This window comes from Neisseria weixii, assembly GCF_002327085.1.
Lineage (GTDB): Bacteria > Pseudomonadota > Gammaproteobacteria > Burkholderiales > Neisseriaceae > Neisseria > Neisseria weixii.
In genome coordinates this window covers 1,057,174-1,082,373 of the sequence record NZ_CP023429.1, presented here as the reverse complement: position 1 = coordinate 1,082,373, position 25,200 = coordinate 1,057,174, and the positions used below count along the sequence as shown (strand labels likewise).

General features: G+C 48.8%; 27 protein-coding genes and 1 pseudogene. 6 read left to right on the top strand and 22 right to left on the bottom strand.

Translation table 11 applies throughout. From position 1 onward, the window contains the following. Positions 1-10: 10 nt before the first annotated feature. The 20 genes and pseudogenes from traF to CGZ65_RS05475 form a co-directional block, all read right to left on the bottom strand. Complete coding sequence (traF, locus tag CGZ65_RS05565) at positions 11-805, bottom strand: conjugal transfer protein TraF (protein ID WP_096295140.1); 795 nt, start codon at positions 803-805, stop codon at positions 11-13. Next, on the bottom strand, positions 720-1,208 hold the full coding sequence (locus CGZ65_RS12790; RefSeq protein ID WP_157742716.1) for a hypothetical protein: 489 nt from the start codon (positions 1,206-1,208) through the stop codon (positions 720-722). Before CGZ65_RS12790 ends, traF begins: the two co-directional genes overlap by 86 nt. After that, positions 1,198-2,772: a conjugal transfer protein TraN gene (gene traN / locus CGZ65_RS05555; protein WP_096295138.1), complete on the bottom strand. Its 1,575-nt coding sequence runs from the start codon at positions 2,770-2,772 to the stop codon at positions 1,198-1,200. Before traN ends, CGZ65_RS12790 begins: the two co-directional genes overlap by 11 nt. Then, the gene (locus CGZ65_RS05550; RefSeq protein WP_096295137.1) at positions 2,769-4,007 is read right to left on the bottom strand and encodes a hypothetical protein; all 1,239 of its coding nucleotides are present in this window, start codon (positions 4,005-4,007) and stop codon (positions 2,769-2,771) included. Before CGZ65_RS05550 ends, traN begins: the two co-directional genes overlap by 4 nt. Then, entirely contained in the window at positions 4,004-4,765 is a 762-nt protein-coding gene (trbC, locus tag CGZ65_RS05545; RefSeq protein WP_232507552.1) for a type-F conjugative transfer system pilin assembly protein TrbC, read from the bottom strand. The genes CGZ65_RS05550 and trbC overlap by 4 nt, the downstream gene beginning before the upstream one ends. Positions 4,766-4,780: 15 nt before the next feature. Beyond that, positions 4,781-5,896 (bottom strand): TraU family protein, encoded by a 1,116-nt coding sequence (locus tag CGZ65_RS05540; RefSeq protein ID WP_096295136.1) that lies wholly within the window; start codon positions 5,894-5,896, stop codon positions 4,781-4,783. Beyond that, positions 5,893-6,543, bottom strand: coding sequence for a conjugal transfer protein TraW (locus CGZ65_RS05535; RefSeq protein ID WP_096295135.1), 651 nt, complete (start codon positions 6,541-6,543; stop codon positions 5,893-5,895). The genes CGZ65_RS05540 and CGZ65_RS05535 overlap by 4 nt, the downstream gene beginning before the upstream one ends. A gap of 10 nt (positions 6,544-6,553) precedes the next feature. After that, positions 6,554-7,075 carry a signal peptidase I gene (gene lepB, locus CGZ65_RS05530; RefSeq protein ID WP_096295134.1) on the bottom strand — a complete coding sequence of 174 codons (522 nt, stop codon included), beginning with the start codon at positions 7,073-7,075 and terminating at the stop codon, positions 6,554-6,556. A gap of 17 nt (positions 7,076-7,092) precedes the next feature. After that, complete coding sequence (locus tag CGZ65_RS05525; protein ID WP_096295133.1) at positions 7,093-7,674, bottom strand: hypothetical protein; 582 nt, start codon at positions 7,672-7,674, stop codon at positions 7,093-7,095. Between the two features lie 11 nt (positions 7,675-7,685). Beyond that, entirely contained in the window at positions 7,686-8,849 is a 1,164-nt protein-coding gene (locus CGZ65_RS13945) for a TraG/VirB4 family ATPase (protein WP_463139856.1), read from the bottom strand. 210 nt (positions 8,850-9,059) lie between these two features. Further along, positions 9,060-10,192, bottom strand: a pseudogene (locus CGZ65_RS13940) (conjugal transfer protein TraC); the annotation flags it as partial. A gap of 81 nt (positions 10,193-10,273) precedes the next feature. Continuing rightward, the gene (traV, locus tag CGZ65_RS05515; protein ID WP_157742715.1) at positions 10,274-10,852 is read right to left on the bottom strand and encodes a type IV conjugative transfer system lipoprotein TraV; all 579 of its coding nucleotides are present in this window, start codon (positions 10,850-10,852) and stop codon (positions 10,274-10,276) included. Between the two features lie 2 nt (positions 10,853-10,854). Beyond that, on the bottom strand, positions 10,855-11,574 hold the full coding sequence (locus tag CGZ65_RS05510; protein ID WP_232507549.1) for a DsbC family protein: 720 nt from the start codon (positions 11,572-11,574) through the stop codon (positions 10,855-10,857). Positions 11,575-11,587: 13 nt separating this feature from the next. Beyond that, positions 11,588-12,925, bottom strand: a complete 1,338-nt coding sequence (locus tag CGZ65_RS05505; protein WP_096295131.1) for a TraB/TrbI/VirB10 family type IV secretion system protein — start codon at positions 12,923-12,925, stop codon at positions 11,588-11,590. Beyond that, on the bottom strand, positions 12,925-13,650 hold the full coding sequence (locus CGZ65_RS05500; RefSeq protein WP_096295130.1) for a TraK domain-containing protein: 726 nt from the start codon (positions 13,648-13,650) through the stop codon (positions 12,925-12,927). Before CGZ65_RS05500 ends, CGZ65_RS05505 begins: the two co-directional genes overlap by 1 nt. Then, complete coding sequence (locus tag CGZ65_RS05495) at positions 13,643-14,308, bottom strand: TraE/TraK family type IV conjugative transfer system protein (protein WP_096295129.1); 666 nt, start codon at positions 14,306-14,308, stop codon at positions 13,643-13,645. Before CGZ65_RS05495 ends, CGZ65_RS05500 begins: the two co-directional genes overlap by 8 nt. Beyond that, positions 14,305-14,577, bottom strand: coding sequence for a type IV conjugative transfer system protein TraL (traL, locus tag CGZ65_RS05490; protein ID WP_096295128.1), 273 nt, complete (start codon positions 14,575-14,577; stop codon positions 14,305-14,307). Before traL ends, CGZ65_RS05495 begins: the two co-directional genes overlap by 4 nt. Before the next feature lie 42 nt (positions 14,578-14,619). Next, positions 14,620-14,844: a TraA family conjugative transfer protein gene (traA, locus tag CGZ65_RS05485; protein ID WP_096296106.1), complete on the bottom strand. Its 225-nt coding sequence runs from the start codon at positions 14,842-14,844 to the stop codon at positions 14,620-14,622. A gap of 139 nt (positions 14,845-14,983) precedes the next feature. Then, the gene (locus CGZ65_RS05480; protein ID WP_232507548.1) at positions 14,984-15,433 is read right to left on the bottom strand and encodes an OmpA family protein; all 450 of its coding nucleotides are present in this window, start codon (positions 15,431-15,433) and stop codon (positions 14,984-14,986) included. 56 nt (positions 15,434-15,489) lie between these two features. Then, a complete protein-coding gene (locus CGZ65_RS05475) occupies positions 15,490-15,918 on the bottom strand; it encodes a lytic transglycosylase domain-containing protein (RefSeq protein ID WP_229437045.1) in 429 nt (142 codons plus the stop codon). Between the two features lie 544 nt (positions 15,919-16,462). Between CGZ65_RS05475 and CGZ65_RS05470 the strand changes: the two genes are divergently transcribed. From CGZ65_RS05470 to CGZ65_RS05450, 5 genes are read left to right on the top strand one after another with little or no spacing between them, the layout of a single operon-like run. Then, complete coding sequence (locus CGZ65_RS05470) at positions 16,463-16,885, top strand: hypothetical protein (protein WP_047761372.1); 423 nt, start codon at positions 16,463-16,465, stop codon at positions 16,883-16,885. An 11-nt stretch (positions 16,886-16,896) separates the two neighbouring features. Continuing rightward, entirely contained in the window at positions 16,897-18,858 is a 1,962-nt protein-coding gene (gene mobH / locus CGZ65_RS05465) for a MobH family relaxase (RefSeq protein ID WP_096295126.1), read from the top strand. Positions 18,859-18,905: 47 nt separating this feature from the next. Beyond that, positions 18,906-19,274 (top strand): conjugal transfer nickase/helicase domain-containing protein, encoded by a 369-nt coding sequence (locus tag CGZ65_RS05460; protein ID WP_157742714.1) that lies wholly within the window; start codon positions 18,906-18,908, stop codon positions 19,272-19,274. Next, a complete protein-coding gene (traD, locus tag CGZ65_RS05455; RefSeq protein ID WP_096295124.1) occupies positions 19,271-21,319 on the top strand; it encodes a type IV conjugative transfer system coupling protein TraD in 2,049 nt (682 codons plus the stop codon). The genes CGZ65_RS05460 and traD overlap by 4 nt, the downstream gene beginning before the upstream one ends. Positions 21,320-21,328: 9 nt before the next feature. After that, on the top strand, positions 21,329-22,015 hold the full coding sequence (locus CGZ65_RS05450; protein ID WP_232507547.1) for an IncC plasmid conjugative DNA transfer DtrJ family protein: 687 nt from the start codon (positions 21,329-21,331) through the stop codon (positions 22,013-22,015). 37 nt (positions 22,016-22,052) lie between these two features. Here the strand turns inward: CGZ65_RS05450 and CGZ65_RS05445 are convergent, their stop codons facing one another. Next, positions 22,053-22,514: a tyrosine-type recombinase/integrase gene (locus CGZ65_RS05445; protein WP_096295123.1), complete on the bottom strand. Its 462-nt coding sequence runs from the start codon at positions 22,512-22,514 to the stop codon at positions 22,053-22,055. A 113-nt stretch (positions 22,515-22,627) separates the two neighbouring features. Next, entirely contained in the window at positions 22,628-23,074 is a 447-nt protein-coding gene (locus tag CGZ65_RS05440) for a hypothetical protein (protein ID WP_096295122.1), read from the bottom strand. A gap of 333 nt (positions 23,075-23,407) precedes the next feature. On the opposite strand from CGZ65_RS05440, the gene CGZ65_RS05435 reads away from it, so the two are divergent. Next, positions 23,408-25,180, top strand: a complete 1,773-nt coding sequence (locus CGZ65_RS05435) for a ShlB/FhaC/HecB family hemolysin secretion/activation protein (protein ID WP_198345351.1) — start codon at positions 23,408-23,410, stop codon at positions 25,178-25,180. Positions 25,181-25,200 lie beyond the last annotated feature (20 nt).

Below are 25,200 nucleotides of genomic sequence, written 5' to 3'. Positions count from 1 at the left end.
CTCAAAAGTATCAATAAACCGTTCCCACCGGTTTAGAGAACGCCAAGAAGCGGTCTTCCAATGTGGTCTGAGCCATCACGCCGAAACCGATAGGTGTAAATTTCTGAGTTTTGGTATCCATCACATACATAGCCGGCACCGTGGTAATGTTCAGGCGTTGGGCAATACCGTTGTTCGGCAATGCATTCGGATAGTGACCGATGCCTTGGCCGTCTAAGCTGACCGGCATCACCTTAACCCCATAGGTTGCTGCAAACTGCTTCAGGATGGGTGCCATGGTGTGACAATAAGGACAATCCGATCGAAAAACGAACAAAATACCGTTTTCACCGGCCAGCTTGCGGATAGCCTCCTGCTTCTGCAGCTGGCGATTATGGTCATACTGCTGCTGAGCCAGCTGGTTGTTCGGCCGGCCATGCTGGCTGTAATCCAACTCGGGATTCTGCCAAATTACGCGCTGCCACTGGTCGGTAAAGGCCGCCGATTTCGACATTACGACCTCCTGCATGGTGACATAGTGCTTCAGATTCTCGGGGGTCGGGTTCATGATGGCGATTTTACGGGCTTCATCAACCTGTTTTTGCAGCATATCGAATGCGGCCAGCTCATTTTGAGGCAGCATGACCGGCGGTGGTGACGGCTGCTGTGCAGTTTTTTTTTGCTGTGCCTTCGGGTCCGGATACCACAAGAAAGCACGATCCTCCTTGCTCCAGATATCCTCATCGTACCAGCCCATACCGGAAGCATGGACACCGGAGATGCTGACAGAGACTGCTGTAAAAAGTGAAATCAGGACTTTTTTCATGGTTGTGTACCCTATTTGTTTCTGTTGGACAGACTTCGATATCCACCGACTGTGTCGGAGCCATACGTTCGAATTCGGGCGTAGTTTTAAAGGTCAAAGTTACCTTGTTGCAGTCGGCTTTGCCTTTGACGGCCTCTTTTTTGACGGCCTCGACATGGATTGGAATCTCCTTGCCGTATTGCTGTTTGATGGCTGCTGCTGCACGACCGCTGAAATGGCCTTTTGCACGGCCGTGGCGCATAGCTAAAGCCAAAACGGCATCCGGCCGTCCGTTCGGCAACGGAATCGATGTCTGGGCCAGTTTTTCCGTTTTATCCAAGGCGATACCGCCCGTATAGGGTTGTGCCGCAAAAGCTGTTGCAGCCGTTGTTAGTAACATAGCTGCCAAAGCTTTACTGGTCATAGTAGTTTTTAACCGCATTGCTGCCGCTCTCCACATTTTTCTTCGCCACTGCAGCCGCATTGCCGGCCTGTTTGGCTACATTACTCATATTCGCATAAATCTCGTCATAGAACTCCGCCAGATCCAGTTTGGAAAAATCCAGGCTTTCCAGTTCCTGTGCCGTAAAACCTTCGCAGCTCGGGTTCTCCGGTGTCCCCCAGTCGCGTCCCAACTGCTCCCGGCCGCCGACGTTAACGATTTTGGCCAGCTTCGAAATATAGCAGCACTGACTTTCTACTTTTTTCACGCAAGCACCCAAAACCTCTGAGCCGCAATAGGAACCAACATAATGGCAGAGGTTTGCCTTGCGTTTCATGGCGGTCAGAATCTCGTCCTGTTCACAAGACAACCATTGCTGCAAAGCCATCACGGCAATGGCTGCGCCAAATGAAACCGGATTAAACTCTACGATGACCCCCATACCCTCCACCCCTGTGGCAGTAAATCCTAATGCTTCAACGGAGCTGGTACCCACCAGACCACCGGCAGCGGATAATGATGTTCCCAATGATTGTGCTGCTACATTGGTGAACATGGTGGTATACGTGTAATGGCTTGCTACACTGCTCATAAGATAAGAAGCGGCCGTACTTGTTCCTGTTTGTACTGCGAAGTCAACCATCCCGCCCGGTTCTGCTTGGGTTTTGCAACAGTCACCACCCAATACACCATCTAACGCACCGCCCAGCTTGATACTGCACTTATTGGACTCCCCCTTGAAGAACTGCTGCGCCGTCGGGTCGTAATAGCGCTGGGATTCACGTGCCATTTCCATTGCGGTCATCGTAGACGCGAAATCCCGGTCTTCGCAGCTGCTGACTTCTTTGGTGCCGGCAGGAGAATCGATACAGGTGTAGGTTTTGTCTCGAACCTGGCAGGCGCCGTCAGGCAGGGTATGGCTGCACTTGTTGTCGGTCAGAGAACAGGCTGCGTTCTCTTCGTAGGCACTGCAGGTGTCGATGTCATTACCTGTGGCGCATTGCATGGTTCGCTGCTGCTTCCAGCAGTCGCGTGTCACCGGAATACCGTTAATAACCTTTGTTGCGGGGCCTTCGATGCACTCGGTAGTGACCGCTTTGCAGTTTTTTCCTTTTGCATCACATGCCGCAGTATCCCATTCCGACGAAATGTGATGGGTATGCGGCCGTTCGGTAACCTGGGGCGGCAGCTGGCCGCCATGCAGAGTCTTTAAGTCGACATCGCACGAGTATTGATGGGTATAGCGCAGACACTCGCCGTTTTGGGTTTCCAGGCATGTCTGGCCTTCGATTTCACACTTCGCGGCCGTATTTTTCAACGGTTCGCAAAAATTGGCCGGGTCGTCCTCCAAGCACTCGTATTCGTCTTTGTATTCCCAACATTCACGGGTAATGTCCACGCCGTTGATGTTTTTGGTCGACGGCCCGTCTACACAGGTATGCGATTTTAAAACGCAGGTACTTTTCTCCCGCGCCGCCGCGACAGATGGTGCCGTCAGCAGCATCAAGTGGCAGACCAGCACGCAAAACGAGAGCAGTTTCCTCATGGGCGCACCTTGTTCTCAAATTCACCACAACCGTTTTCCCACGATTCTGTGCAAATCGGTTCACAATATTGGTGTACGTTGAAAATCGCTGCACTTTCACCACCGCCACCAGCTATGGTGCGTGTCCAAATCATGTTATCGCCTTCTTTCAAATAGGGTCTGATGTCAATATTAAGATCTTTTTTCCAAGATGTTTTACGCTCAGCAGCACCTATCCGGTTACCGCTTTCATCCAATACTGCCGTTCGTGGCTTAGTAAAGTTACTATTTTTACTGAAATCAGCAGACAACATTTGATTACCGTAACTACTGTATACAATGGCATCATTGACCTTCACAACCAGCCAGTCATCGTATTCAACACGTTTTAGAGTAAAAACTGATAATTGCTTCAGATTCTTAATTTTGACCATCATTTCCCGGTCGTACTGGTTATTTCTGAAATAATCGTCACCAATGGAGCCGAACGTCAAGGTATGTGCCGTATCACCTCCGTTTTTCACAAAAGAGAGCTGCATATCCCCCTGCATGGTGCCGGCCTCCACACCTGCCGTAGTGCAGTCGGGAGCCTGCTCGCAGGTCACCTTAAGTTTCTTGGAGCAGCTGTAACGTTCGTGCTGGTATTTGGTTTCCAGACAGGAGTAGTTCCAGTTCGGATCAACGGTAACTTTTAAGGCTGCTTCGCACAAGAACAGCTCGGCTCCATAGTATTCGCTGCAGTTTTTAACGGACTTCACCGCCGGAACCGTAATAGTCTCGGTCGGGCAGGCAGTAGACGGAATCGAGCCGACACTACCGTCGGCATTGAGCGGATAACGCCACTTGTATTTATCCAACGTCTCGGCCGGGTCGCCGGCAATGCTTTGCGTCCCGGTAATCAGTTTTTCCCGGGCTCTCAGGGTTACGTCCGGCCGCTGGGTTTTGTTGTTGGCGATGAAATTCACGCCTTCGCATTCCTGACGCAGATACAGGTCGGAATCGGCGACATTGTCGCGGCAGCCGGCAATTTTGGCCTCACCGTAGCTAGTCGGCAGCGACAGGCCGCCACCGTAATACTGTTCGGCATTCGGCGGATTGTCGGTATAGCGCGGCGTATATTTTTCCGGTGCGGTAATGTTTTTGCTGGTACCGCTGCCCAAACCGCCCAATTCTTTCAGGTATCCGCTGTAATCTGCTGCCGAGGCCGTCTGAAATACCCAGAATAAAACACAGGCACTCAAGGTTTTGACGTTCATTTTGCACCGCCTAATTTCGCCAGCTTGGCCTCGGCAATTTTTATCAGTTTTTCGTCGGCCTTGTTGTTGATGAAATATTCCAATGCGGCATGCAGGGAGACATCACCGCGCACCTGCAGGTGCTCGGTGCACATACCTTCATCGGCATTGCCGCTGCAACTATCAAGCCCCTCGTCACCGCTGCGGGCCAATACTGTGGTCGGGACTTCGGTGATGTTGTAGTGATCGAACAGATCCGGATGAATCAATAAATCCCCCTGAAGGGCCGCAATTTCCTGCGCCGCCTGAATAGTGGCCTTCATCGAACTGTCCTTGAAGCCCCGAATCACCATTGCACCGCCTGCTCGGGCGGTTTCGTGGGCAATCCGCTTCAGACTGGCTTCCGGCATCGAAAAAGAAACGAATACCAGCAAATCGCCTTTGTCAGCGGCGGCTAAATCAGGTTGTCGGGCCGAGCTGTAACGCTTGGCAATGCTCATCGGATCAACATCGACTTTTTTCTGATGGCCGTAATCGCGAATATCAGGCACTTGATGGCGGATGCCCTGTAAATCGGGCACTTCCGGTTGTTTGCGCTCGTTACCGACGTTCGGATTACTGCCCTGCTCCACCTTTTGCAGCGTAGAGCGCAAGCGGTTGGAGGCTGCATCGACATCAACGGATGAGGCACGGACTTCGACGACAGCCAGCAGGCCACCTAAAACGGCAAGCATACAGGCTGCAGCCACCATGGTTACCCGAAATTTTTCGCTTTGCATCTCAAAGTCCTTTCCTTATTCGCTGTAAGAATACGCACCGCAACAGTCACGCTTGCGGAACAACTGGAAGGCAAACTGAGTACCTTTATAAGGGAACGCCTTACCGCTGTCGCGCACCAGAGTCGAGCGGCCGATAGGATCGCAGCAGCGGCCGTTGAATTTTCGGGCAGCTACCGGATACGTCATCGCCATCTTGTAGTTTTGTTTGTCCATCACCGGATTGAGTTTGTAACCGCAAATCGAATCCTTACCTGATGAGCGCCAGGCAACCAGGTCACGGTGCATTTTTGCCTGCATACGTGTAACCATCAGCTTAGCTGCCTGTACTTCGGAGAAGTGTCCTGACATCCAACCGGAAAGCGGATAGATGCTGCCGTGACAGCCTGCACACCAATACAGTTTGCTGTAAGGGAAGCCCGTGGAGGCTTTGACACAGTCTGCTGCACAGGCAGCTTGCGAAATCACATTGGCAAACAGTGCCGAATCGGGCGCTTGGTAAACGGCTAAAGACGGATATTTCCAAGTCGGATCCAATTCCGTCATCCAGCCGATATCTAAAACGCCCTGTTCGATGCAGTCGTTATCAAGCAAGGATTCCAACCAAAAAATCACCGGATTGCGATACCAGTGCACCTGATAAAAGGCATTGTGGCTGGCACTGTTTTCCTGACGGCCGCGCTTGTGTGCGCCGCCGAACAGTTTTTGCAGCCAGTTGGCATCCTGTGCCTGACTGGTTGTTTGGCTTGCGTCTATCGTGGTTTTCCCTTTAAGCGAAATACCGCCGAGGCTGACCATACAGAACGGCGTACGGACAACTTCAACCAAATGGGTGGGTTCCCAAAACGAAACCGTTACCCCTGCCCTACTCGGTTTGTCGCAGGCGCAAAACCAATCACCGGGAGTTGAGCTGTTGTCTTCCTGATTGTTGTTATTCAACTTGATGTTTCCGCCAATCGTAATCGGGAACATACAGCTCCAGCAGATATCGGTTATCGGATTAAGGAATTTCCCCTGACAGACCAATTTATTGCCGGGATTACCGATGTCGGTACCGGCATCGGCCGCAGAAGCCGTTGCCAAGGAAACGATGGCGGCCAAGGCTGTCAGAGTGCGGATTATGTATCGAATCATGGTTTCATTGCCTCAATACGCAGGCGCTGGCCTTCTTGTGATACCAGACTGGGGACTTCACTCAATTGAAAACTGCGGCTCATCTTGCCTTGTTGGTCGTAATAGACGGCCTGATTCATTCGGGCAGACAGCTCATACCAGTCGCCTGCCGTCAGAATCGGCATAAAGGCCTCACCGTGTTCTTTGGCCAGCTTGGCTGCCAAATCGACTTGCGCCGGTTCGCGGCCGTCGAAAAAGAACATTTTGAACGGAATCGGTGCCACTTCCAACGGCTTGATTACCGTACCGGCCGTGGCAATGATGCGGTTTTCGTGGTCGTAAATGTTTTCCGGCAATGTGTAGGACGGTTCGAAATAACGCACAGATGATTTTTCAGCTGTTTCCAAGCCTTCTACCGGAGCCAGATTCAGCGCGGACCGGTTGATACGTTCCTGCACTTCACGCTGCATACGTTCCAATTCTCCGCTGTCCTGGCGCTCTTTCAGGCGGGTCTGAATCTCATGGATTGCGTGTTTCTCGGCAATCGGATAAGTCGGGCCGATTTTTTCGGAAAAATGGCTGTTGTTGGCTGCAATCAAGGAACCGGCTCCCGTTGCCGATAATGCAAGCAAACCCACTGATACAATGAGTGCTTTTTTGAGTTTCATAGCGGTATCCTTAAAAAATCGGGATGGCTTTGCCGATAATCTGCCCAGAATGGATCAGTCCGGCTATTTCGTAACGGCTGTCCAAACTATCCTGATGGTCGGCCGCAACCCACATAAAGCGTTTGGGGATACTGCCCTCAAAGGAAGAAGCCTCCAGGGGTGCGCCTTTCAAAGAAAATTCTTTGGCGCGCCCGACTGCGGTGCCATTGACGAAAAATTCCCGTCCGGATCGGCTGACCGTATCGCCGGGCAATCCGGCCACCCGTTTCACCATTTGCGTGCCGACCGGGTAGAACTCGCCTTGCCAAGCGTAGGCTACATAATCGCCCTGCTTCAGATCGGCCAGATGGTTGCGGCTTTTCTGAATCAGGTAGAGTTTGTGCGGCAAAGAATGCGAAGCATTGACGGCAAAACCGAAGTATTTGCTCCATGCTAGGAAAATTACTACCAATAGTAGAAAAATAGACGCATAGCGCAATGAAAACACAATATATAGATTTTTGAAGTACTCTTTAGAGTCGACTTTCATCATCTGCCATCCTATCCGTTTTACTGTGGATTGACCGCAGTACCCTTCCCTTCATCCGACAGCGTTTGAGGCGGTGTAACCGTTGGGGCTGAGCCTGTCTGGGGTTGGTTGGGAGAGGTCACAACAGCAGAGGCCGGGATGCGCTTGTCCAATTCGGCCACCACATCGCCGGTCAGATCGATTACGTTTTCGTAACGGCCGACTAGGGCAGATTTGACAAAAATATTACATCCGCATTCACGGACTTTTTCTTCGATGACCTGTTGCAGCGTATTCATTTTGGCTTGGTAGTTGGCCAGAATCGCACTGCGCTGCTGCTCGGTAATACCGTCTTGCAACCCCTGGTTGCGTGCCTGTTGCTGGTAATTCATCGAAATACCAGCCAGATCGATGATATGGATGCTTTTTTCAGACGGCTTGAAAGTATTCCAAAGACTCAATCCGAATGCTGTAGCAGCCATCAGCCCGATCAAGATTTGCACCAGGGAAATGCTCTCGGTTTCATCTGCACCGGCTCCGGAGTTCATTGGAACATGCTGTTGCTGTTTTTCTGCTACTGAGGCAGTTTCAGACGGCCTGTTCTGCTTATCTTGCTGTGTCATGATTTTTTCCTTCAGTGGTATTTGCTTCGGTCGGCCAACACGCTTTCAATTGCCTGTGCCATATTCAAGCCTTCGCGACGGTAATGGTCCACCGCTTCTACGTCATCCGCTTTGGAACTGGAAGCCAGTGCGTTAAACGGATCCGAGTACAGACGGCCGACACCGTAACCTATCGGTGTGGAAATGAAAATTTCGCTGTAGTAGTCGGTTTTAGACAGGCTGCGCAAAATTTTCATCACCCCGCTGTTCACTTCGAACGGCTCTTTTTCTTCTATCGTCTTCAGGGACTTGGCACCGGTACGCATGTGGAAGACAAAGTCTGCGTTCTCCAAAGCCGCTTCGGCTGCTTTGGTTTTGTAATAGTCATTGGCACCTTGGGTCAGCGTCCCGCAGGCTCCCTTGTATTTACGGACACGGCGGTAGCCTTCCTCGATGAAACGGGCAGCTGAGCCGGTGTCGCCAAGTAATGCCCATGCCTCGTCAATCATCATGATTTTGTACTGGCTGCGGGACAGGTACATGCCCTGCATGATGCGGTACATAATCATCTGCATGATGATTTGCTGCAGGTCGGGTTTGGTCTTCAGCTCCTCCAACTCAAGCACCACCAAGTCATTGGTGAATTCAACATTCAATGTTCCGTTGAAGTATTGGCCGTAGATGCCTTGGCTGGAGTAGGCATAAAGTTGGTCGGCTACTGCAACCATAGCCAAATCGCGCTCCCCGGGAACCCCGTTTTCATCGGTGCCTGTAATCAAACAGTTGAGACAGCGTTCCATCACATGGTCAACAGTGCCGTTCTTACCGTGCTCGTACCATACATCTTCGATAATCCGCTGCAGCTTGGCTTCCTGCTGCTCTGTCAATGAATCAGATGGGGACGCCATCAGGCAGAAAATCAGCTTCAGCAACTCGATGTCTTCGTGAATCTCCGTAACCATTTGGAACGGCGGGAAACAGAGCTTGGCTTCATATGTGAATTCGATGTATTGCCCGCCAATCATTTGGCAGAACTTTTCGTAAGAGCGGCCGACATCGATAATCCAAATTTGCGTGCCCAAGCCCATATAGTTGCGGACAATTTCGTTGGCGAAGAACGATTTGCCCGACCCGGAAGCGCCGATGATGGCAAAGTTATAGTTGCCGGCCGGATTGGCGAACAGGTCGATGCCCATTGCCTGGCCGCGTCGGCCGAACAGTCCGATAACCGGCTCGCCCAAGCCGTGCCATTCACCGATAATCGGTGACATACAGATGGCATTGGTCATGGTTTTGGTATGCCAGCGTTTTTTGCTGTTCAGATATTTCACCACTTCTTTGTCAGTGGCCATGGGCAGCGCGGTCAGGTAGGATCCCAGCTGCAGATATTGGTCACGGTACAGGCCGAAGCCTTCTGATTTCCAGATACTTTCCGCCTGGCTTTCGGCCAGATTGATGTTTTGCGGCCGCTCCCACAGCACGACTTGGTGCATCAGCTTGACGGTGCCGCCTCCCCCTTTGCCGAAGGCACTCAGGCAGACACCGTAATCCCGCTTTTGCTTGATGGCCTGCGGCATCACGGCTGCCATTTTGGAATCGGCCGTCTGTGTGGCACGTGCGGCTTTCAACGTGATGGTATTCTGAGCCACGTCGTATTCTTCTTTGAACATGGTCATCGAAATCAAAAACGGCGAGGTGTAACTCATATTGCTGTCTACCGCATCGCCAATCAGTGCCCCATTCCTGCCAAATGGAATTCTTCAGGATAGAGGTTGACGGAATAACAGCGGGCAATGACACAGTCTTCGTTATCTCTGTGTCCGAAGCGCAAACCGGAGCCACTGTCCATAACCTTGAGGGAAGTTCGTGTTTCGACCATCTGCTCGTTCAGAAAACGGGTTTCATCCCAAACCGGATCAAGCTCCTTGGTCAGGTCGATAAACATCCGGTTCGGATTGAGCATCAGGCTGCACCATTCCTTTAAATCAACCGGTGTCCAGGTGCGATCGTAAATCTGCAGCGAACGCAGCGAATCACGCATACGGCCCAGCAATGAAACTGCACGTGAAACCTCGGTGGGATTGTCCGGCGAGATATCTAGGTTGATGCTCAAAATGCAGCGTAAGGTACGCAGCCGGACAGTAGAGTTTTTAACCAGCAACTCCTGAGTACCTTTGCGCCAATACTCGGTGCGTTTCTGAGCCAAAGTCTGAAAAACCGGCTGCATCGGATCGTCCTCTGCCCGGCTGCTCTGTATGGTTTCATAGGCTTTCAAAAAGCCGCGCAAATCCGGGGATCCGAAAATCTGTACCTGTATCGGTGTTTTTTCGGGCAGCAAGGCATAAAGATTGCCCAGCTTACCGACCAGGTCGTCGTCTGCGCCCAGAAACGGATTCAGCTCAATGGTAAATCCCATACCCAAAGGCTTGTTATCCGAGCCTGTTTTAAGCAGGAACAACTCGGTTTTCGGGTCGTAAGCACCGTAGTTCAGATAATCGCTCAAGTGCTCGAAAGCCGGGTCGGCCGGGTTGTTGTGCATAGCCTCCATCGGGGCATCGACATCATCCGAGCCGGCCAGCCAGTGTTTGAACTTGCCAAACATCCCCATTTTGTAACCTTTCTACTGATTGGCTGCGGGTGTCGCTCCGCCTAAGTCTTTCAGATTCAGGCTGACACCGACATCCGGCACCCTGTCGTTTCCTGTTGTACCGTTGCCGGCAGTATTGCCGGTATTTTTCTGAGCTTCGGGACGGCCGCCCAGCAACCGAACCGGACGGTATTCGTCCATAATGTTTTGCTGGTTGTGTTCAATCAGCCATTTACCCTGATTGAGTACCACATAAGTGAAGTTTTGATCGACCAAGTCGCCGTCTGAATCCAAATACGGGGCAATCCAAATCCGGGCAATCTCGTTTTGAGAACGAACCGGCGTGCCTGAAGCGTATCCGGGCGTGTTCATCAGGGTTCGTACACCCTGTTCGCTGTAGGGTTGCCCTGCCCGTTTGGCCATATCGGTATTGTTAAGCAGGCCGGCTATTGAGGCATCGTAGTTTTCTGAAATGGAATTGCAGTACGGTTCGCCGCTCTGCCCGAAATCGTTACTACAGCGGAATTGTTCCGTTCCACCGTACCCGGACATGGAGAGGGTTGAACAGCCGCCCAAGGCAAATAAAAGGCCGGCCAATACGATGTGCTTCATATTCAACCTCCGTTCAACCATTTTTCAAATTGGGCACGCGGCATGGCCCCCGATGTTCGGCGGCCGTCCTTGTGAATCATGGTCGGGGTACCGCGTATCTTCAGACGGTCGGCCAACGCAATATTGTCTGCAACCGGGTTTTTACAGGTTTTGACTGCAGGTTCCTGATTCAGCAGAACATAATCGTGCCAGGCTTTTTTCTTGTCCTTGGCGCACCAAATATGCTCTGCCTTGGCAACTGCTTCAGGATGCAAAGACTTAATCGGGAACAGGAAAACGTAGACCGTGTAATCAGTCATGCCTGCCAAGGTCTCTTCAAGACGGCGGCAGAACGGGCAATCCGGATCGGAAAAAATAACAAACTCGCGCTTCCCTTTACCGCCGTTGCCCTTGGTAATCTTGATGGCGTTTTTAAACGGCAGATCGGCATAAGCCTGCTGTGTTACCGCTGCACGCGAAAGCTCGGTCAAATCTTTCTGAGCCTGCATGTCGTACAGTGCGCCAAAAATAAAATAGCGGCCGTTTTCCTGAACATAGGCAATGTTGTCGCCCATCGTTACTTCGTAAATGGAGGCCATCGGTGTCGGTTTGACCGACTTGAACGAAGTATTCGGATACAGCTCCCGCAATCTGTTCCCGACAGCTCCGGCATCTGCGTGAACCAACTGGGCAAACAAAGACGCCAACCCTATAAACATCACTTTTTTCAGAAGAAAATCCATCATATTCACACCTTTATTTGGTTTCACTCGTGTCGATTTCGATGCCTTGGGTCAAAACGACATCCACTTCACGTCCTGCATTGACTTCCACTACGGGAAATACCTTATCCGCCAACTTGATGTAGTATTGGGCCAGACGGTCGGCGGCATTGCCCAAACCGCTGGCCACACCTGCTTTGTATTGGTCGCTACCGCGTACCGAGGTCGTGGAGCCGAAGGCCGTATCACTGGTGACCTTGAAGGCATCGGAAACACCCTGTCCCAGGCCGCTGAGTACGCCTGCGAACAGTGCATTGGCCAACACTTGCCCCTGTTTGGTTACCAAGTTACCGCGAACACCTGTTTTGCCGTCTTCACCCGCTACATAACCTTTCACCGGCATATCGATTGCGCGTCCATCTGTGCCGACGCAGCTCAATTTATCCAGGCGGATATAGGCGCGTTCGGCTGAGATATCGCCGTAAGCTTGCCCGGTAATAAAGCATTCGCGGAAGTTGTATTTGAAGCGGTTCGGTAATTGCGCGAAATCGGTCACGCGCATTAAAACGGGGTGGGGGCTGGCATTTTGTGCTTCACCCCCGGTGGGCGCATCCACTCCGCCCAGCAGCACAGATCGGAAAAAGGTACCGCTGGGTATATAGGAGTCTCGCGCCCGAAACTTGCCTCGACTGACGGTGTTGTTGCCGCCGTCCTCTACTGTTTCGATGTTCTTGCGGGGTGTCTTGAACTGCACCCACTCTGCTTCACGCATGTTTTCAGATACGCGGTTGCCTGAAGAGTTGACCTGTCCGGCAACAACCGCCGCGCCGGTTGAACCTGCAGCATCCGGCTCTGGGTCATTCATATTGCCGGAAACGATTTTCCGTTCGGTAGGTGTATTGCCCGGGATTCCTGCTGTTTGCGTGCCCGATGGCAGTGTTCCGGCTGGCGGGGGAGGCGGTAACTGGCCGTTATTGCCCAAGCCGCTGATGCTGCCGGGCTTGCCCAAGCCGTCGGGCCCGTTGGCTGCACCACCGGCATTGCTTTGTTGGTTCTGTTTTGCCTCTTCTTGACGGGCCAGTTTTAATTCCAGCTCGCTGATTTTGCGTTCCATATCGGTAACTTTGGCTCCCTCTTCCGCCATCCAGAGCGAGTTTTCGCCGATGCCGGTTTGAGGACTGGCAAATCCTGTAGCCGTGATTTGCTGCTTGGTCTGCTGTTGCAACCTGGCTTGGTTTGCGGCTTTGCCGGATTGAATTACGTAAACGGCACTGCCGACGATGCCCGCCAGAACGGATGCTGACAGTCCGGCAATGGCCAACTGTCGTTTTCTGGCCTGGGTTAATTTGGGTTTTTTGATATTGACGCGCATCAATCCCCTCCCAGTTTCGCGATGACGTAAACCTCAGTCATCTCACCCGGCTGCAAAACATGCTTTTTGGCCGCAACTGCATAAACACCGGGACGGTAAAATTCCTGTTCTTTAATTTCCATCGCGGATGCGCCGGTATTGGTCAATGCATAACTGTAGGCCTGCATATCTGCAGCCGTATATTGACCGGTTTGGACAAATACCGTGTTTTTCCATAACGGAATGGTGCGGTAGGTCTGACTGCGGCGCATCCCCATGTCTGCACCATGGCCATTCATGATGGAGGTCATTAACTGCTTGATGGCACGTACATATTCGCTGGAATTGGTGGTGACCGGCATAGGACCGCTTTGAGAAGCGAGCAAGACAGCCTCACTGCGTTTTGAATTTGCTTCATCGATGATGATGCTGTCCCCGTGTTTGGCAGACGGTTTCAAAACCAACAGATAGGTTTTGCCCTCTTCGCTGATGATATAAAGATTGGTCGGTCGGCCGATCAGACTGCGGACAAACAGTTGGCCGGTACGCTGGTCTTTTTGGATGTCCAGATCGCCATCCATGAATTTCCACGAGGCAATCCGGCCGCCTTCGATTGCAATGCGGCTTAAATCACGCTTGGATACCGCTACGACATGCGGAATCTGCTCGGTTGCCGGGATACGCTGTTCTGCTAGTGCAAAAGACGGGATCGCCAAGGCTGTTAAAATCAGGGTGAATTTATTCATTACTGCCACCTTTAAAATCAGAAACCGTATTGGTAATGGTGACGGTTTCTTCAATCAGTTCTTTGGTTTCAGGCGCATTGAGCGGATTTTCTTTTTGCTTTTGGCTGAAAATCTCGTCAATGCCGATCAACACGATGGTGCCGTTGTTATTTTTGAATTTAATGATAAATTCCCGGTCACGTGTCTCGACAATACGGTTGCTTTTCTTAACTTCAAATTTTCCTTTTAAATTCACAGTATTGTCATTGGTGTCCGCTGCTGCGGAAACCGGAGTGAAGTGAGTGCTGGCATTATGGCGCTTAAGCCAGATGGCATTGACTTTCAGTTCTTTTTCCAGCGCATCTTTATATTGATAGTCGGTATAGAACAAGAGCTTGCTGTTTTGATAGTCAACGGTTTGAGGCGTACTGTTCAAGAGCAGATAAGCCATGTAGGGAGCCATCTCCTCCAAATATTCCTTGGAAAAAGCAACATTGGAGACAGACATGGTCTTCCGGATTTCCGGAGGCGTTAAGGTGTTTTGTACGATGGTGCCTTTCGTCGCGAGAACGAAGGCCAGTAGACAATTGGTCAGTACCGATAAGGCAAGGAACATCCAGATGATGTTTTTAATGCCTGTACGTGCACTTAATTCATTGAGCAGATTTTCTGATTTCATTTTAAAAACTCACGCTGGTGGGTGTCAGGGATACGTCTGTTTTTCTCCTGTATTGGTAAATACCAATACAAAATATGGAGGAAATACCACTGATGTTTGCCTGATTTCAGCTTACCCCAACGCCAGGCTAAAAAAGAAAACAGGGCAATAGAAAGGATGAAATGTCGGGAAATGATGCCGATACCGATACCGGACATGAAAATCAGAAAAACGTCCAAATCCCAAATCAGTGCCTTTTTAGGGTCATCAATGGAAACCGGTACCGACAATCCAACATATCTTTTCTTTCTATTGCCCTGAAATGATTCAGATTAGATTACTGCGGTGAACATGGCTTGGATAATGCCCGGGCCGAGTGTTGCCGCCAAAGCCACGCCGATGCCGACAACTGCCGGCATAATGGTTTGTTTCATCATGCCGACTGCCAGGCCGATGATGAATGCAGCCAACGCCAAGGTCAGACCGAGGCCGCCGGTTGACCAGCCGGACAACATGGTAGAAATACCGTTGAACTCTTGGCCGGTTTGTGCAGCCATTGCGTTTGAAGCCAGTACACCCATTGCAAAAAAACTGCTACCACTTTTTGCTGCTGATTCAAAAAGAATTTTTTAACTTTCATTTTAAATACTCACAAAATCAGTCGATAACGCCCGACTATTGCGTCCGATCATTCTTTTACCAGGTAATGACTACCGTACGGGTGTCATCCCGGTTGCAGCAGGCAGGATTCGATGCCGTGCTGATATGTACTGTGACACCGTTTTGACGAAGCCATGTCCGGATGGCCTCCGCACGTTGTTTGGCCAGGCGGCGGTTGATTTTGGTATTTTTACCGCCAATACTGTCCGCCCAGCCACGTAAGTAAATAATGTTGGTGTTTTGCAATTTAGGCAGGACGTTTTGCAACGTTCCCCGCGCTTCTGCACCGAGCTTGGCACTGCCTAAATTGAAAAACACCCTCACCGACTGCTCGTCACGCAATTCGGGCAGGCCGTCTGAAAATGGAACATCAGCCAACTCTTTGCGTTCCCAAGCGGGACAGTCGTTATTTTTACAAAATACATACTCACCGATATCGTTCTGCTTTACTGTATATTCCGTCAGCTGATTGTCTTCGATAGACATATTCTCCTCCGCCTGAGGAAAAACCGCACAGGCAGAGAGACCAAACAGAGAGGCTGCTAAAACGGCTGATTTTTTAATCGTTCCCAATTTCGATATACCTTATTGCTATAGGCAGTACGGGCTTTTTGGCATTCATAACCTTTCAGTTTTTTGCATGCCGCGTTATAGGCACCGACCGCATTCCAGTTTTTACCGAACTGCCGGTAGTTATTGGCCAATATCCATGCCCCGATGTGGATGTTGGTACACGGATTCCATACATCTGCTTCGTTTAAGCCGAATTTTGTTTTGAGTATCGGCAACCATGAGCGGTTGATGCCCATCAAGCCGATATCCGATGTATGGCTTTCAACATCCGGATTCAGCGAGCTTTCCGTATAAGCAATGGCTCTCAGGAGTGTCGGGTCTATCCGGTAACGCTGCCCGGCTTCCCGATAGCAATGGGCATGAACTTGTCCTGAAATCAACAAAACGGTTACTGGCAAAACGATTCGTAAAAATAAGATCCTTAATCTCATGTCTTTGCTGCCTCGTTTGCGAGCGTTAATTTTCGTATACAAAAAAATAAAAATGTTAAATCTAAATAAAAAAGTTGAATTTATTTAGATTTAACATTTTTTGCGTAATTTATGGTATTATTAAAAATTACATCTTTGATTTTGAGATTATTTAATATTCATAATATTGAATATTAAGCAACTTTTAAAGGTAAGGGCGCTTACCCAAAAGCCAAAAATACTGTGTGCTTCAAAACCCGCACACAGTATTTTTTATAAAAGCCTTAAGGGTAATTGAAAGCTTTAATGGGTAAATTTTAAGCCATATGGGTAAAGGAAAAGATTAAAGGAAAACAGCCGCTTACAAAAAATTTGTAAGCGGCTGTTTTTAAAAGGGCAGTAATTATACCGAAAAAATTCCATTTTGTGACAAATCTAAATAAATTCGACTTTTTTATTTAGATTTTTGACAAGGCTTGATTTTTTGGATATATGAATAAGTTCACTATTAATAACCTTGCTACTGATCAAAATGACTGAGACCGATATCCGAACGTTATTCGCTGCGCTCTCGAATTTTAAGAACCTCCATGCCAACTGGAGCGGCCTGCTGACTTATTGGATTGGGCGTGCCGATGGCTTTATGGAACTGATGACGTTTGAAGACGGCAGCGAAACCCCGCCCTTTTTAATCGAAAAGCTGACACAGATTCTTGCTGATTTGCCTTCAACAGCATGTGACGACGACTTGATTCATGCCCTGTCGCAGGATTTTGAAATCCTTTTTTTCCGCGCCCAGTACGGTCCGGATATTTGGAATTCCACCCAAGAAAGTCTCTCCCGCTTCATCCGCCGTCACGAGATGAAGCTCCCTAATCTGATTGTACTGGACCAGCCGCATGAAGAAGCAGGTAAAACTGCAGCATGGCTGCGTGCCCTGCTGTATTGTGAGTGACACGGAATCCTATGCTGCTGGAAACCCTACTGCTCGGCTCACTGTCTGCCGGCGCGTTATCGGCCATCTACCTACTGAAACACAAATCCGATACATCAGCCGATGACGATTTACCAAAAACCGATATGCCCTGTATCAGTGGCGATCGGTTTTTGGTGCTGAATGCAGATCAGCTTGTCCGTACACTGGATCTGTCTCCTCTGCTTGCGAATATTAAAAACAATCTGGGGCTGTCTAATGAAAACTGGCAGAAAGATGCCCTGCCTTTTTTGTACCAATATATCGAATTCGTACAGCGCCTTCCGGCTTCGGAATCACACCACCATGCAGGAGACGGCGGCCTGGTCAAGCATACGCTTGACGTTGCCTGCCTGGCACTGATTGCCTCAACTTCACAATCCTGGCCGCCCAATGCAAAAACCGAAGATATTGCAAAAAAAACAGCCGTATGGCGTTACGGCATTATGTGCGCGGCCATATTGCATGATGTGGGCAAGACCATTACCGGTTTCAGCATCGAACTGTATGCTGACACAGTCACACACGAGCACACACTATGGTTGCCTGATGCGGGATCAATGACAGACAGCGACCAAGCATATTATCGTGTGACTTTTCCTGATGCACGATCGGCCTATCGCGCCCATACCGAAATCGCCTGGACGTTTTTTCAGAGTTTGGTGCCCGCGCATGTCCGGCGTTGGATTGCCAAAACCGACCCAAGCCTGATGATTGAATTGCGTAATTATTTGAGCGGACAAAAAGATGGCAGCCCGCTGCAGGAAGTAATTACGCGTGCAGATATGGTATCCGTTTCCCGCGACTTGAAATCAGGCAGCCGTCAACGTTTTACTTCCGCAAAACGCACGCCGTTGATTGAAACCGTGATGGAAACCTTACGGGAGATGTTGTCTGACCGTGGCGCACATTTCAGTATCGCCACTACGGCGGGAGGTGACCTTTTCCGCCAAGGTGATTTTATCTACATGATGGCCAAAAATGTCCCTGACTTTGTCCGTCAATACCTACGCAATCATCGCCATCCTGCTGCGCCGTCTTTTCCTTCCGATAATCAACGGATTTTCGATACTCTGTACGAATACGGTGCCATTGTACCTGCCTCAGATCCATTTAGAGCCGTTTCCAATATCGAAGTCAACTTTACCCGCAATGATGGCGAACGAATTTCTGCCAATTTCAGTGTGTTATGCTTTAAAGCAACTACACTCTACCCTGACGGTACGTTTCCTGAGGAATTTAAGGGCAGTCTGCAAGTTATTACCGGAAAACCGGCAACCCTCCCCGTCATAGAACAGCCGGTTCCAGACGTGCATAAAACCTCCGATTTGCAAGATGATGCCAAGCAGAAAGCGAAAGTAGACTTCTTGGCTCATGAAGATACTGTCGTAGGTATAGACGGCCTGCTTTCCAAATTCAATTTGATTACTGAAGAAGAGGCTGATTCCGTCATCGAGCAGGGAGGTACGGCTACAGAATCTTTGCCGTCGAATTCTGAATCACGGCGACCTGAAATTCTCAAAACCGATATTCCATTACAGTCTGAGGTGGTGGGCGGCAAAATCCAAAATCAAAATAAGTCTGCAAATACAGAGCCCAAGAATAGAAAACCAGTAGGAAAATCCAACAAAACCTTGTTGACACAAATATTTGCCGAAGTATTTGACGAAGAAAAACCGCCAAGCAGTCCGAAAAATCAGAAAAAACAACCAATAGAAAAACTGACACAGGCAGATACTGCTCAAACAGGATTGCAAGAAATCATCCGTGAACGTCAATCCGCTCCGGAATCAAGTCCTAGACCGGTAAAAATTGCCCCTGATCCGACACTTGAAGACGTTCAGTCAGGCCTGAAAGAAATCACGATTTTGGAAAGCAGCATGGCTGAGCAACAGCTTAAAGCGGAAGCAGAGAACGAAGAGCAGATTATCCCGCAATCGAAGAAAAAAAGGTAGAAGCCCGCCAGCGCGGTATCCAATTCATCCATTGGCTCGGCAACGAATTGGCAGATGGATCAATTTCGACCAATCAATCAGGTTCGCCGGTTCATTTCATTGAACACGGTATGCTGTTGGTTTCCCCTGTTATTTTTAGGGATTATGCAGGTGGCGTGTTCAATAAATCGGATACGGAAAGTTTTGGGCCTATGGCACAGAAAGGCTTTGAATCTTTGCGTCTGCACAAAAGAAGTAAGCGTACAGCGCTATTTCGCGCTATTGCCAACAATGGCAGCAATAAACGTCTGTTTTATTGTTATCTGATTCCCGAACACAATATCAAACATATTATCCAGCCCAGCTCTCGCCCGGCGAACAATACCAATATCGCCTTGGAAAATGATGCTGACCTTTTGAATCTGGAGCAGGAATGAGTACCCAATTTCCCGAAAATGTTTATCGAGCCCCTTATGAGTGGATCAGTGTCGCAGCTTATACTTCAGCTGCCGCAGCATTGACCGTGTTGCCTATGCCGACACCGGTTGCTTACGGCGGTCTGCTGTTTTGCGGCGGTGCCGCACTAAAACGTACGCTTTCTGCCAGACGCATCATGAAATTTCGCAAGAATATCCGCAGACTACCCTACTATGCACTGACAGCAGATGAAATTCCCGTATCAGATAAGGCTCTTTACCTGGGTAAGGGCTTCCGTTGGACGCAGACCCATACCCAGCGTCTGTTCATGGTTCGCCAACCGGAAAACGAGCATCTTTTGAGGCCTTCCGCCTTGTACCGTGCGGCAAGAAAATATGAAATTGAAACCCCGGGCAGCAATTGGGTGACACACCTGACGCGCAAAAATGCCTGGTGGAATCCGGTTGCACCATTACCTCCTGTCGGCGGGTCACCTGAACTCCACGGGATTGAAATAGATGAACAAGATATTTGGGAAGACTTGGGGGAACGTGTCGGCCACAAAGTTGTACTTGGCACCACCCGTGTCGGCAAAACCCGCCTGTGTGAAACCATGATTGTGCAGGATATCGCCCGTGGCGATGTAACTATTGCATTTGACCCTAAAGGTGATGCGGATTTGATGATCCGTATGTATGTGGAAGCACAAAAAGCAGGAAGACCCTTCTACATGTTTCATTTGGGTTTTCCGGAGCACAGTTGCCGTTATAACCCGATTAGTGACTATGGCCGTATCACGGAAGTAGCCACCCGTATCGCCAATCAGTTGCCCAGTGAGGGGCAGTCGGCCGCCTTCCGGGATTTCGTATGGCGCTTTGTCAATGTGCTGACTAAAACCATGGAAGGCTTGTCCATCAAGCCTAATTACGAAAATATCTATAAAGCTGCTGCCAACGTTGACCAATTGGCCGGCGACTACTTCCGTCTGATTTTGGATAAAAATTATCCCGGTTGGCTAAAAGAATTTGAGGAATTCGCTTTACCGGAATCAGAGGCCAAAACGGCCGTTAAAACCGGACGCAATTTGGATACTATCAAATTGGGGTCTTTTCTTAAGGCCAAACAGCACAATGAACCGCTGATAGATGCCTTGGGCGGCATCCTTTCAAATGACCGATCCTATTTTGAAAAGCTGGTCAGCTCGCTCTATCCTCTGCTTGAAAAATTGACCACCGGTGATGTGGCCAAACTCATCAGCCCGGATACTTCTGATTTGCTTGATTCCCGACCAATTATGGACTGGCGAAAAGTGATTGAAAGCAATGCGGTTGTCTATGTTGGTCTGGATTCACTTTCTGACGCAGAGGTTGCCGGAGCTGTCGGTAACGCCATGTTTGCAGATTTAACGTCACTTGCCGGCCAAATTTACAAACACGGACACGGTTTTGGCCAAAGCGGTGTTACCGGCAAGCGAAAGATATCCATTCATGCCAATGAGTTTAACGAGCTCATCGGAGATGAATTTATTCCGTTGCTCAATAAGGCTGGCGGCGCAGGCTATCAAGTAACCGTCTACACGCAAACCTGGAAAGATGTGGAGGCTAAAATCGGTTCACCGGCTAAGGCCGGCCAAATTGGTGGTAACTTGAATACCATGATTATGCTTCGCGTTAAGACGGCAGAAACTGCAGAAATGCTGACCAACCAGTTACCTGAAGTAAAAATTATGACCAGTACCTTGGTCTCACGCGCTAATGATGTCGCATTTCCTGACAGTCATGAGGATTTTGGCAGTGGTAACGAAGACCGTATTGGTGCAGAAACCGTTCCTATGCTGACCGTAGCTGATTTGACACAGCTTCCGAAAGGCCAGGCGTTTGCATTGATTGAAGGTGGTCAGTTGTACAAAATAAGGCTGCCACTCCCAAAAGTTGATTCTGAGGAAGCTGCAATTATTCCTCGCCATATTACCGATATTGCTGCGGCTATGCGTGAAACTTACCGCCTAAGCCTACCTGTCGAAGACGAAAGTGCATTTGTGGAAGGAGTGGCCTATGGCAGCTAAAGCTAGCGGATGGTATATGAACTCTCTGCCTTTGAAGTTCCTACTCTCCCCTTCAAAGCACTCTATACCGTGTTTTTAATTGTATTGATTATTTTCGGATTATCCTTGATTAGCCAAAACTATTTACAGACTCCTGATTTGCTGAATCAGGAATTAAAGCATATGGAACTGGTCCAGCATGACAAGCGCAGCCTGTGGCAGGATGAAAACAGGCCGTCTGAAAACATCAATACCTCTGTTGCCCGTTTATCCTACCATGCCCTCAGCACGATGTTTTTCGAGTGGACACAGGTTAATACTGCGTTAGCAGCACAAACTGAAACAGATTTTGGATACCGCTTCAAGAATTACCTAATGCCGAGATTGGACTTGCTGAAACATTTCGACAAAACTTTACAGCTTATCTCCCTCCGTATCGGTAACATTTTTTTATTTGTCGGTTTAGCCTTTACCGCCTATGTTTTGGCCTTAATTGATGGTTTGGTCATGCGGCGTATCCGTCAAAAGAATGCCTCAAGAGAGAGTGCCGGTATTTATCATCGGGCAAAATACTGGCGGAGCGGCATTATTTGGTTAAGCATCCTGTTTTACCTGTGCAGCCCATTTACATTATCCCCTTACTGGCTGTTGCTGCCTATTTTTAGCAGTGCATACATGGTTTTTTTGCAGGCAAAATATCTGAAGAAATATCTTTAAAAATAAAATCTTTGAGGAAATAAAGATTTTTATTTTCTCAAAGATTTTGGTGCTTTCTCACAAAACGAGGGTGGTATTTACTCAAAACATCCTTAAAGGTTGCAATATCAACCGAGTGATACTTCAAAATGGGGGCGAGTGTGTCATATCCCATAAATTCTTGGATTAAACGTTCATCTCTGCATTTAAAGAACAGGGTTCTGCCACATGCTATTCTGATTTGATGAGGAGTGAGCGCAAAGTCCAAAGTATGATAAGTAACTAATCGGGTTGTCTGGTACAGTTCGCCTTTAGATAGTGGTTTGTTTTTCTTTACAAACAAAAACATATCCTTAGGTAGGCGAGGCAAATTAAGTTGTTTCTTCAATAATCGCAAATACTGAGAGAGATAAGTTGTTGACTTATTATCCAGATAAATATTGCGCGGATGAGCAAACCCGTTTTGCAGCATTACAGCTTGGTGTTTTAATGAAATATTTTGGATTCTCAGGTGCCTGATTTCGTTGACTCACAGTGCAGCTGTACTAAGTAAATCAACAATACACCATTGTCTCAACGAATGATAATCTTGGAAGTTATCCGGTTCCTTCCATACCAACTTATCCAATTCCACTATACAAGGAAGCTTTGGGTAAACCTTAAAAGAACGGCATGATCCGACTGAGAAATGTCTGAGGTACTGAGTCCGCCACCTGCTGTTGCTATGCCGGGGGACTTGGTATGCTTCTGTACCCCACTATTAACATACCAACGGCAGAATCGATTCCAAGCAGAAATATATTGATTTAAGCAAGCATTGCTTATCCCTTTTCTGCCGGCTGCTTTTAGTAGCCGCTTGTGATGTTCAAAAAGCGTCTTGTAAAAAATTGGCAGGCTGGTTAAAGATTCATCATGATATTTATAACCCAGTTCGATTAAAATGGCTCCAAATCTTTTAAGCTGAGATTGGTAACTCTTTCTTGTTGTTTCTGCGTAGCCCAATTGTTCAAGGCTATCAATAAAATGTTGGAAAATGTAATATGGCCAATATGTATCATTGATAAATTTTGTTGCTTTCATTCGATGATGTCTCCTTGAGGAAATATCATATTTCGAATAAAATTAAATCTCAACTAAAGTTAATGCTTAAAGCCCCCATTTGCATAACGGGAAAGTGTAAATGGATATAGAAAGGAAAAATTCGACATACAAATCTTAATCTAAGATAATATAACTTTGCAATAATGTATATTATGTAAAATTAAATAAAGTTATAAAATCAGAATTTGAGATTTTTACATATACCTATCGCACACCAATTGTCATCAATATCAGCCTTTAGTAAAACACTGTTTGCACATCTATTAACATAACCTAACATGTTGTAATCATATTATTCTATTTGATTACAACATGTCTGCTATTTCTTATTCCAATCATCGTGTATCCGGCCTAATGATGCTGATTTCAATGGCTGCTTCAGGGATTGTCTTTGCTGATGAAAACCAAGCCCTGCAAATCCAGCAAAACCGGCTTCAGCAAGAACAGCAACGTCGTGAGCAATTCGAACAAATCATGCAACCTTCGGATGATGTCCGCTTAGATTCGTCTTCGGCTTCAATTCAAACTTTCCCTCTGCCTCAAAACGAATCGCCCTGTTTCACCGTTCACGATATTTCTTTGGTTGGCGATTCTGCAAACAAATTCCAATTTGCACTGAATAAAGCCATCAAACAATCCGGCTTCCAACCGGGCATGTGTCTGGGTGCGCAAGGCATCAACCACATCATGACGTTAGCGCAAAACGCCGTTATTGACCGCGGCTATACCACCACGCGGATTTTGGCTGCGCCTCAGGATTTGAATTCCGGCAAATTGGAATTGACTGTCTTCCCCGGCCGCATCGGTCAAATCCGTTTTGATGAAAGCCATGCCGCAGAAACCCATGTCGGCCGGATTACCGCATTTCAAAACGAATTTCCTTCTGCTTCAGACGGCCTGTTGAACCTGCGCGATTTGGAACAGGGTTTGGAAAACCTCAAACGCATTCCCACCGCAGAGGCCGATATCCAAATCATGCCGTCTGAAAAAGCGGATGTGAGTGATGTGGTGGTGCAATGGCGGCAGCGCCCCCTTCCCTACCGCCTGACTTTGGGTTTTGACAACTCCGGCAGCAAAGCCACCGGCCGCTATCAGGGCAATGTGACTTTCTCCGCCGATAACCCTTTGGGTTTGAGCGATTTGTTTTACGCTTCGTATAACCGTGATTTAGGTACGCGTTCCGCCGAAACCGATTCAGATGCCCATACGGCCAAAGGCGGTACCAACGGCTATGCTTTCCATTATTCCGTGCCGTTCGGCAAATGGTTGTGGTCTTGGAACCACAGCTACTACCGCTATCATCAGGCCGTGGCGGGTGATTCGGAAGTGTATGACTACAACGGTAAAAGCTGGAACAGCGATGTCGGCGTGAGCCGCCTGCTTTACCGTGATGCCCGCCGTAAAACCCATGCCGCGTTCAAATTGTGGCAGCGCGAGACGCACAGCTTTATCAATGATGCGGAAATCGAAGTGCAACGCCGCCGCACGGCCGGTTGGTCTGCCCATTTAAGCCATAAGGAATACATCGGCCAAGCCACGTTGAATCTGGGCTTGGGCTATAAACGCGGTACCGGCCGCAATAACAGTTTGTCAGCGCCGGAAGAAGCTTTCGGTGAAGGGACTTCGCGCATGAAGATTATTACGGCCGATGCCGGTGTCAATCTTCCGTTTCAGTTAGGCAAACAGAATCTTACGTTCGACAGTAATCTTCATGCGCAACGGAATAAAACGCCATTGACACCTTTGGACAAAATTTCTATCGGCAACCGTTATACCGTGCGCGGTTTTGACGGCGAAACCACGCTCTCCGCCGAGCGCGGCTGGTATTGGCGCAACGATTTGTCTTGGCACTATCAACCTAATCATCAGTTTTATCTGGGGATGGATACCGGCCATGTTTCCGGCCGTTCTGCCGAATATTTACTGGGGCAAAGTTTGACCGGTGCAGCCGTAGGTGCACGCGGTCAGGTTAAGGCGGGCGGACAGTTCTTCTATGACCTCTTCGTGGGTAAACCCATTAAAAAGCCCGAACATTTCCGCACTGCCAACACGACTGTCGGCATCAATCTGAATTACAGTTTCTAATCCCATCCCTACCCTCATGC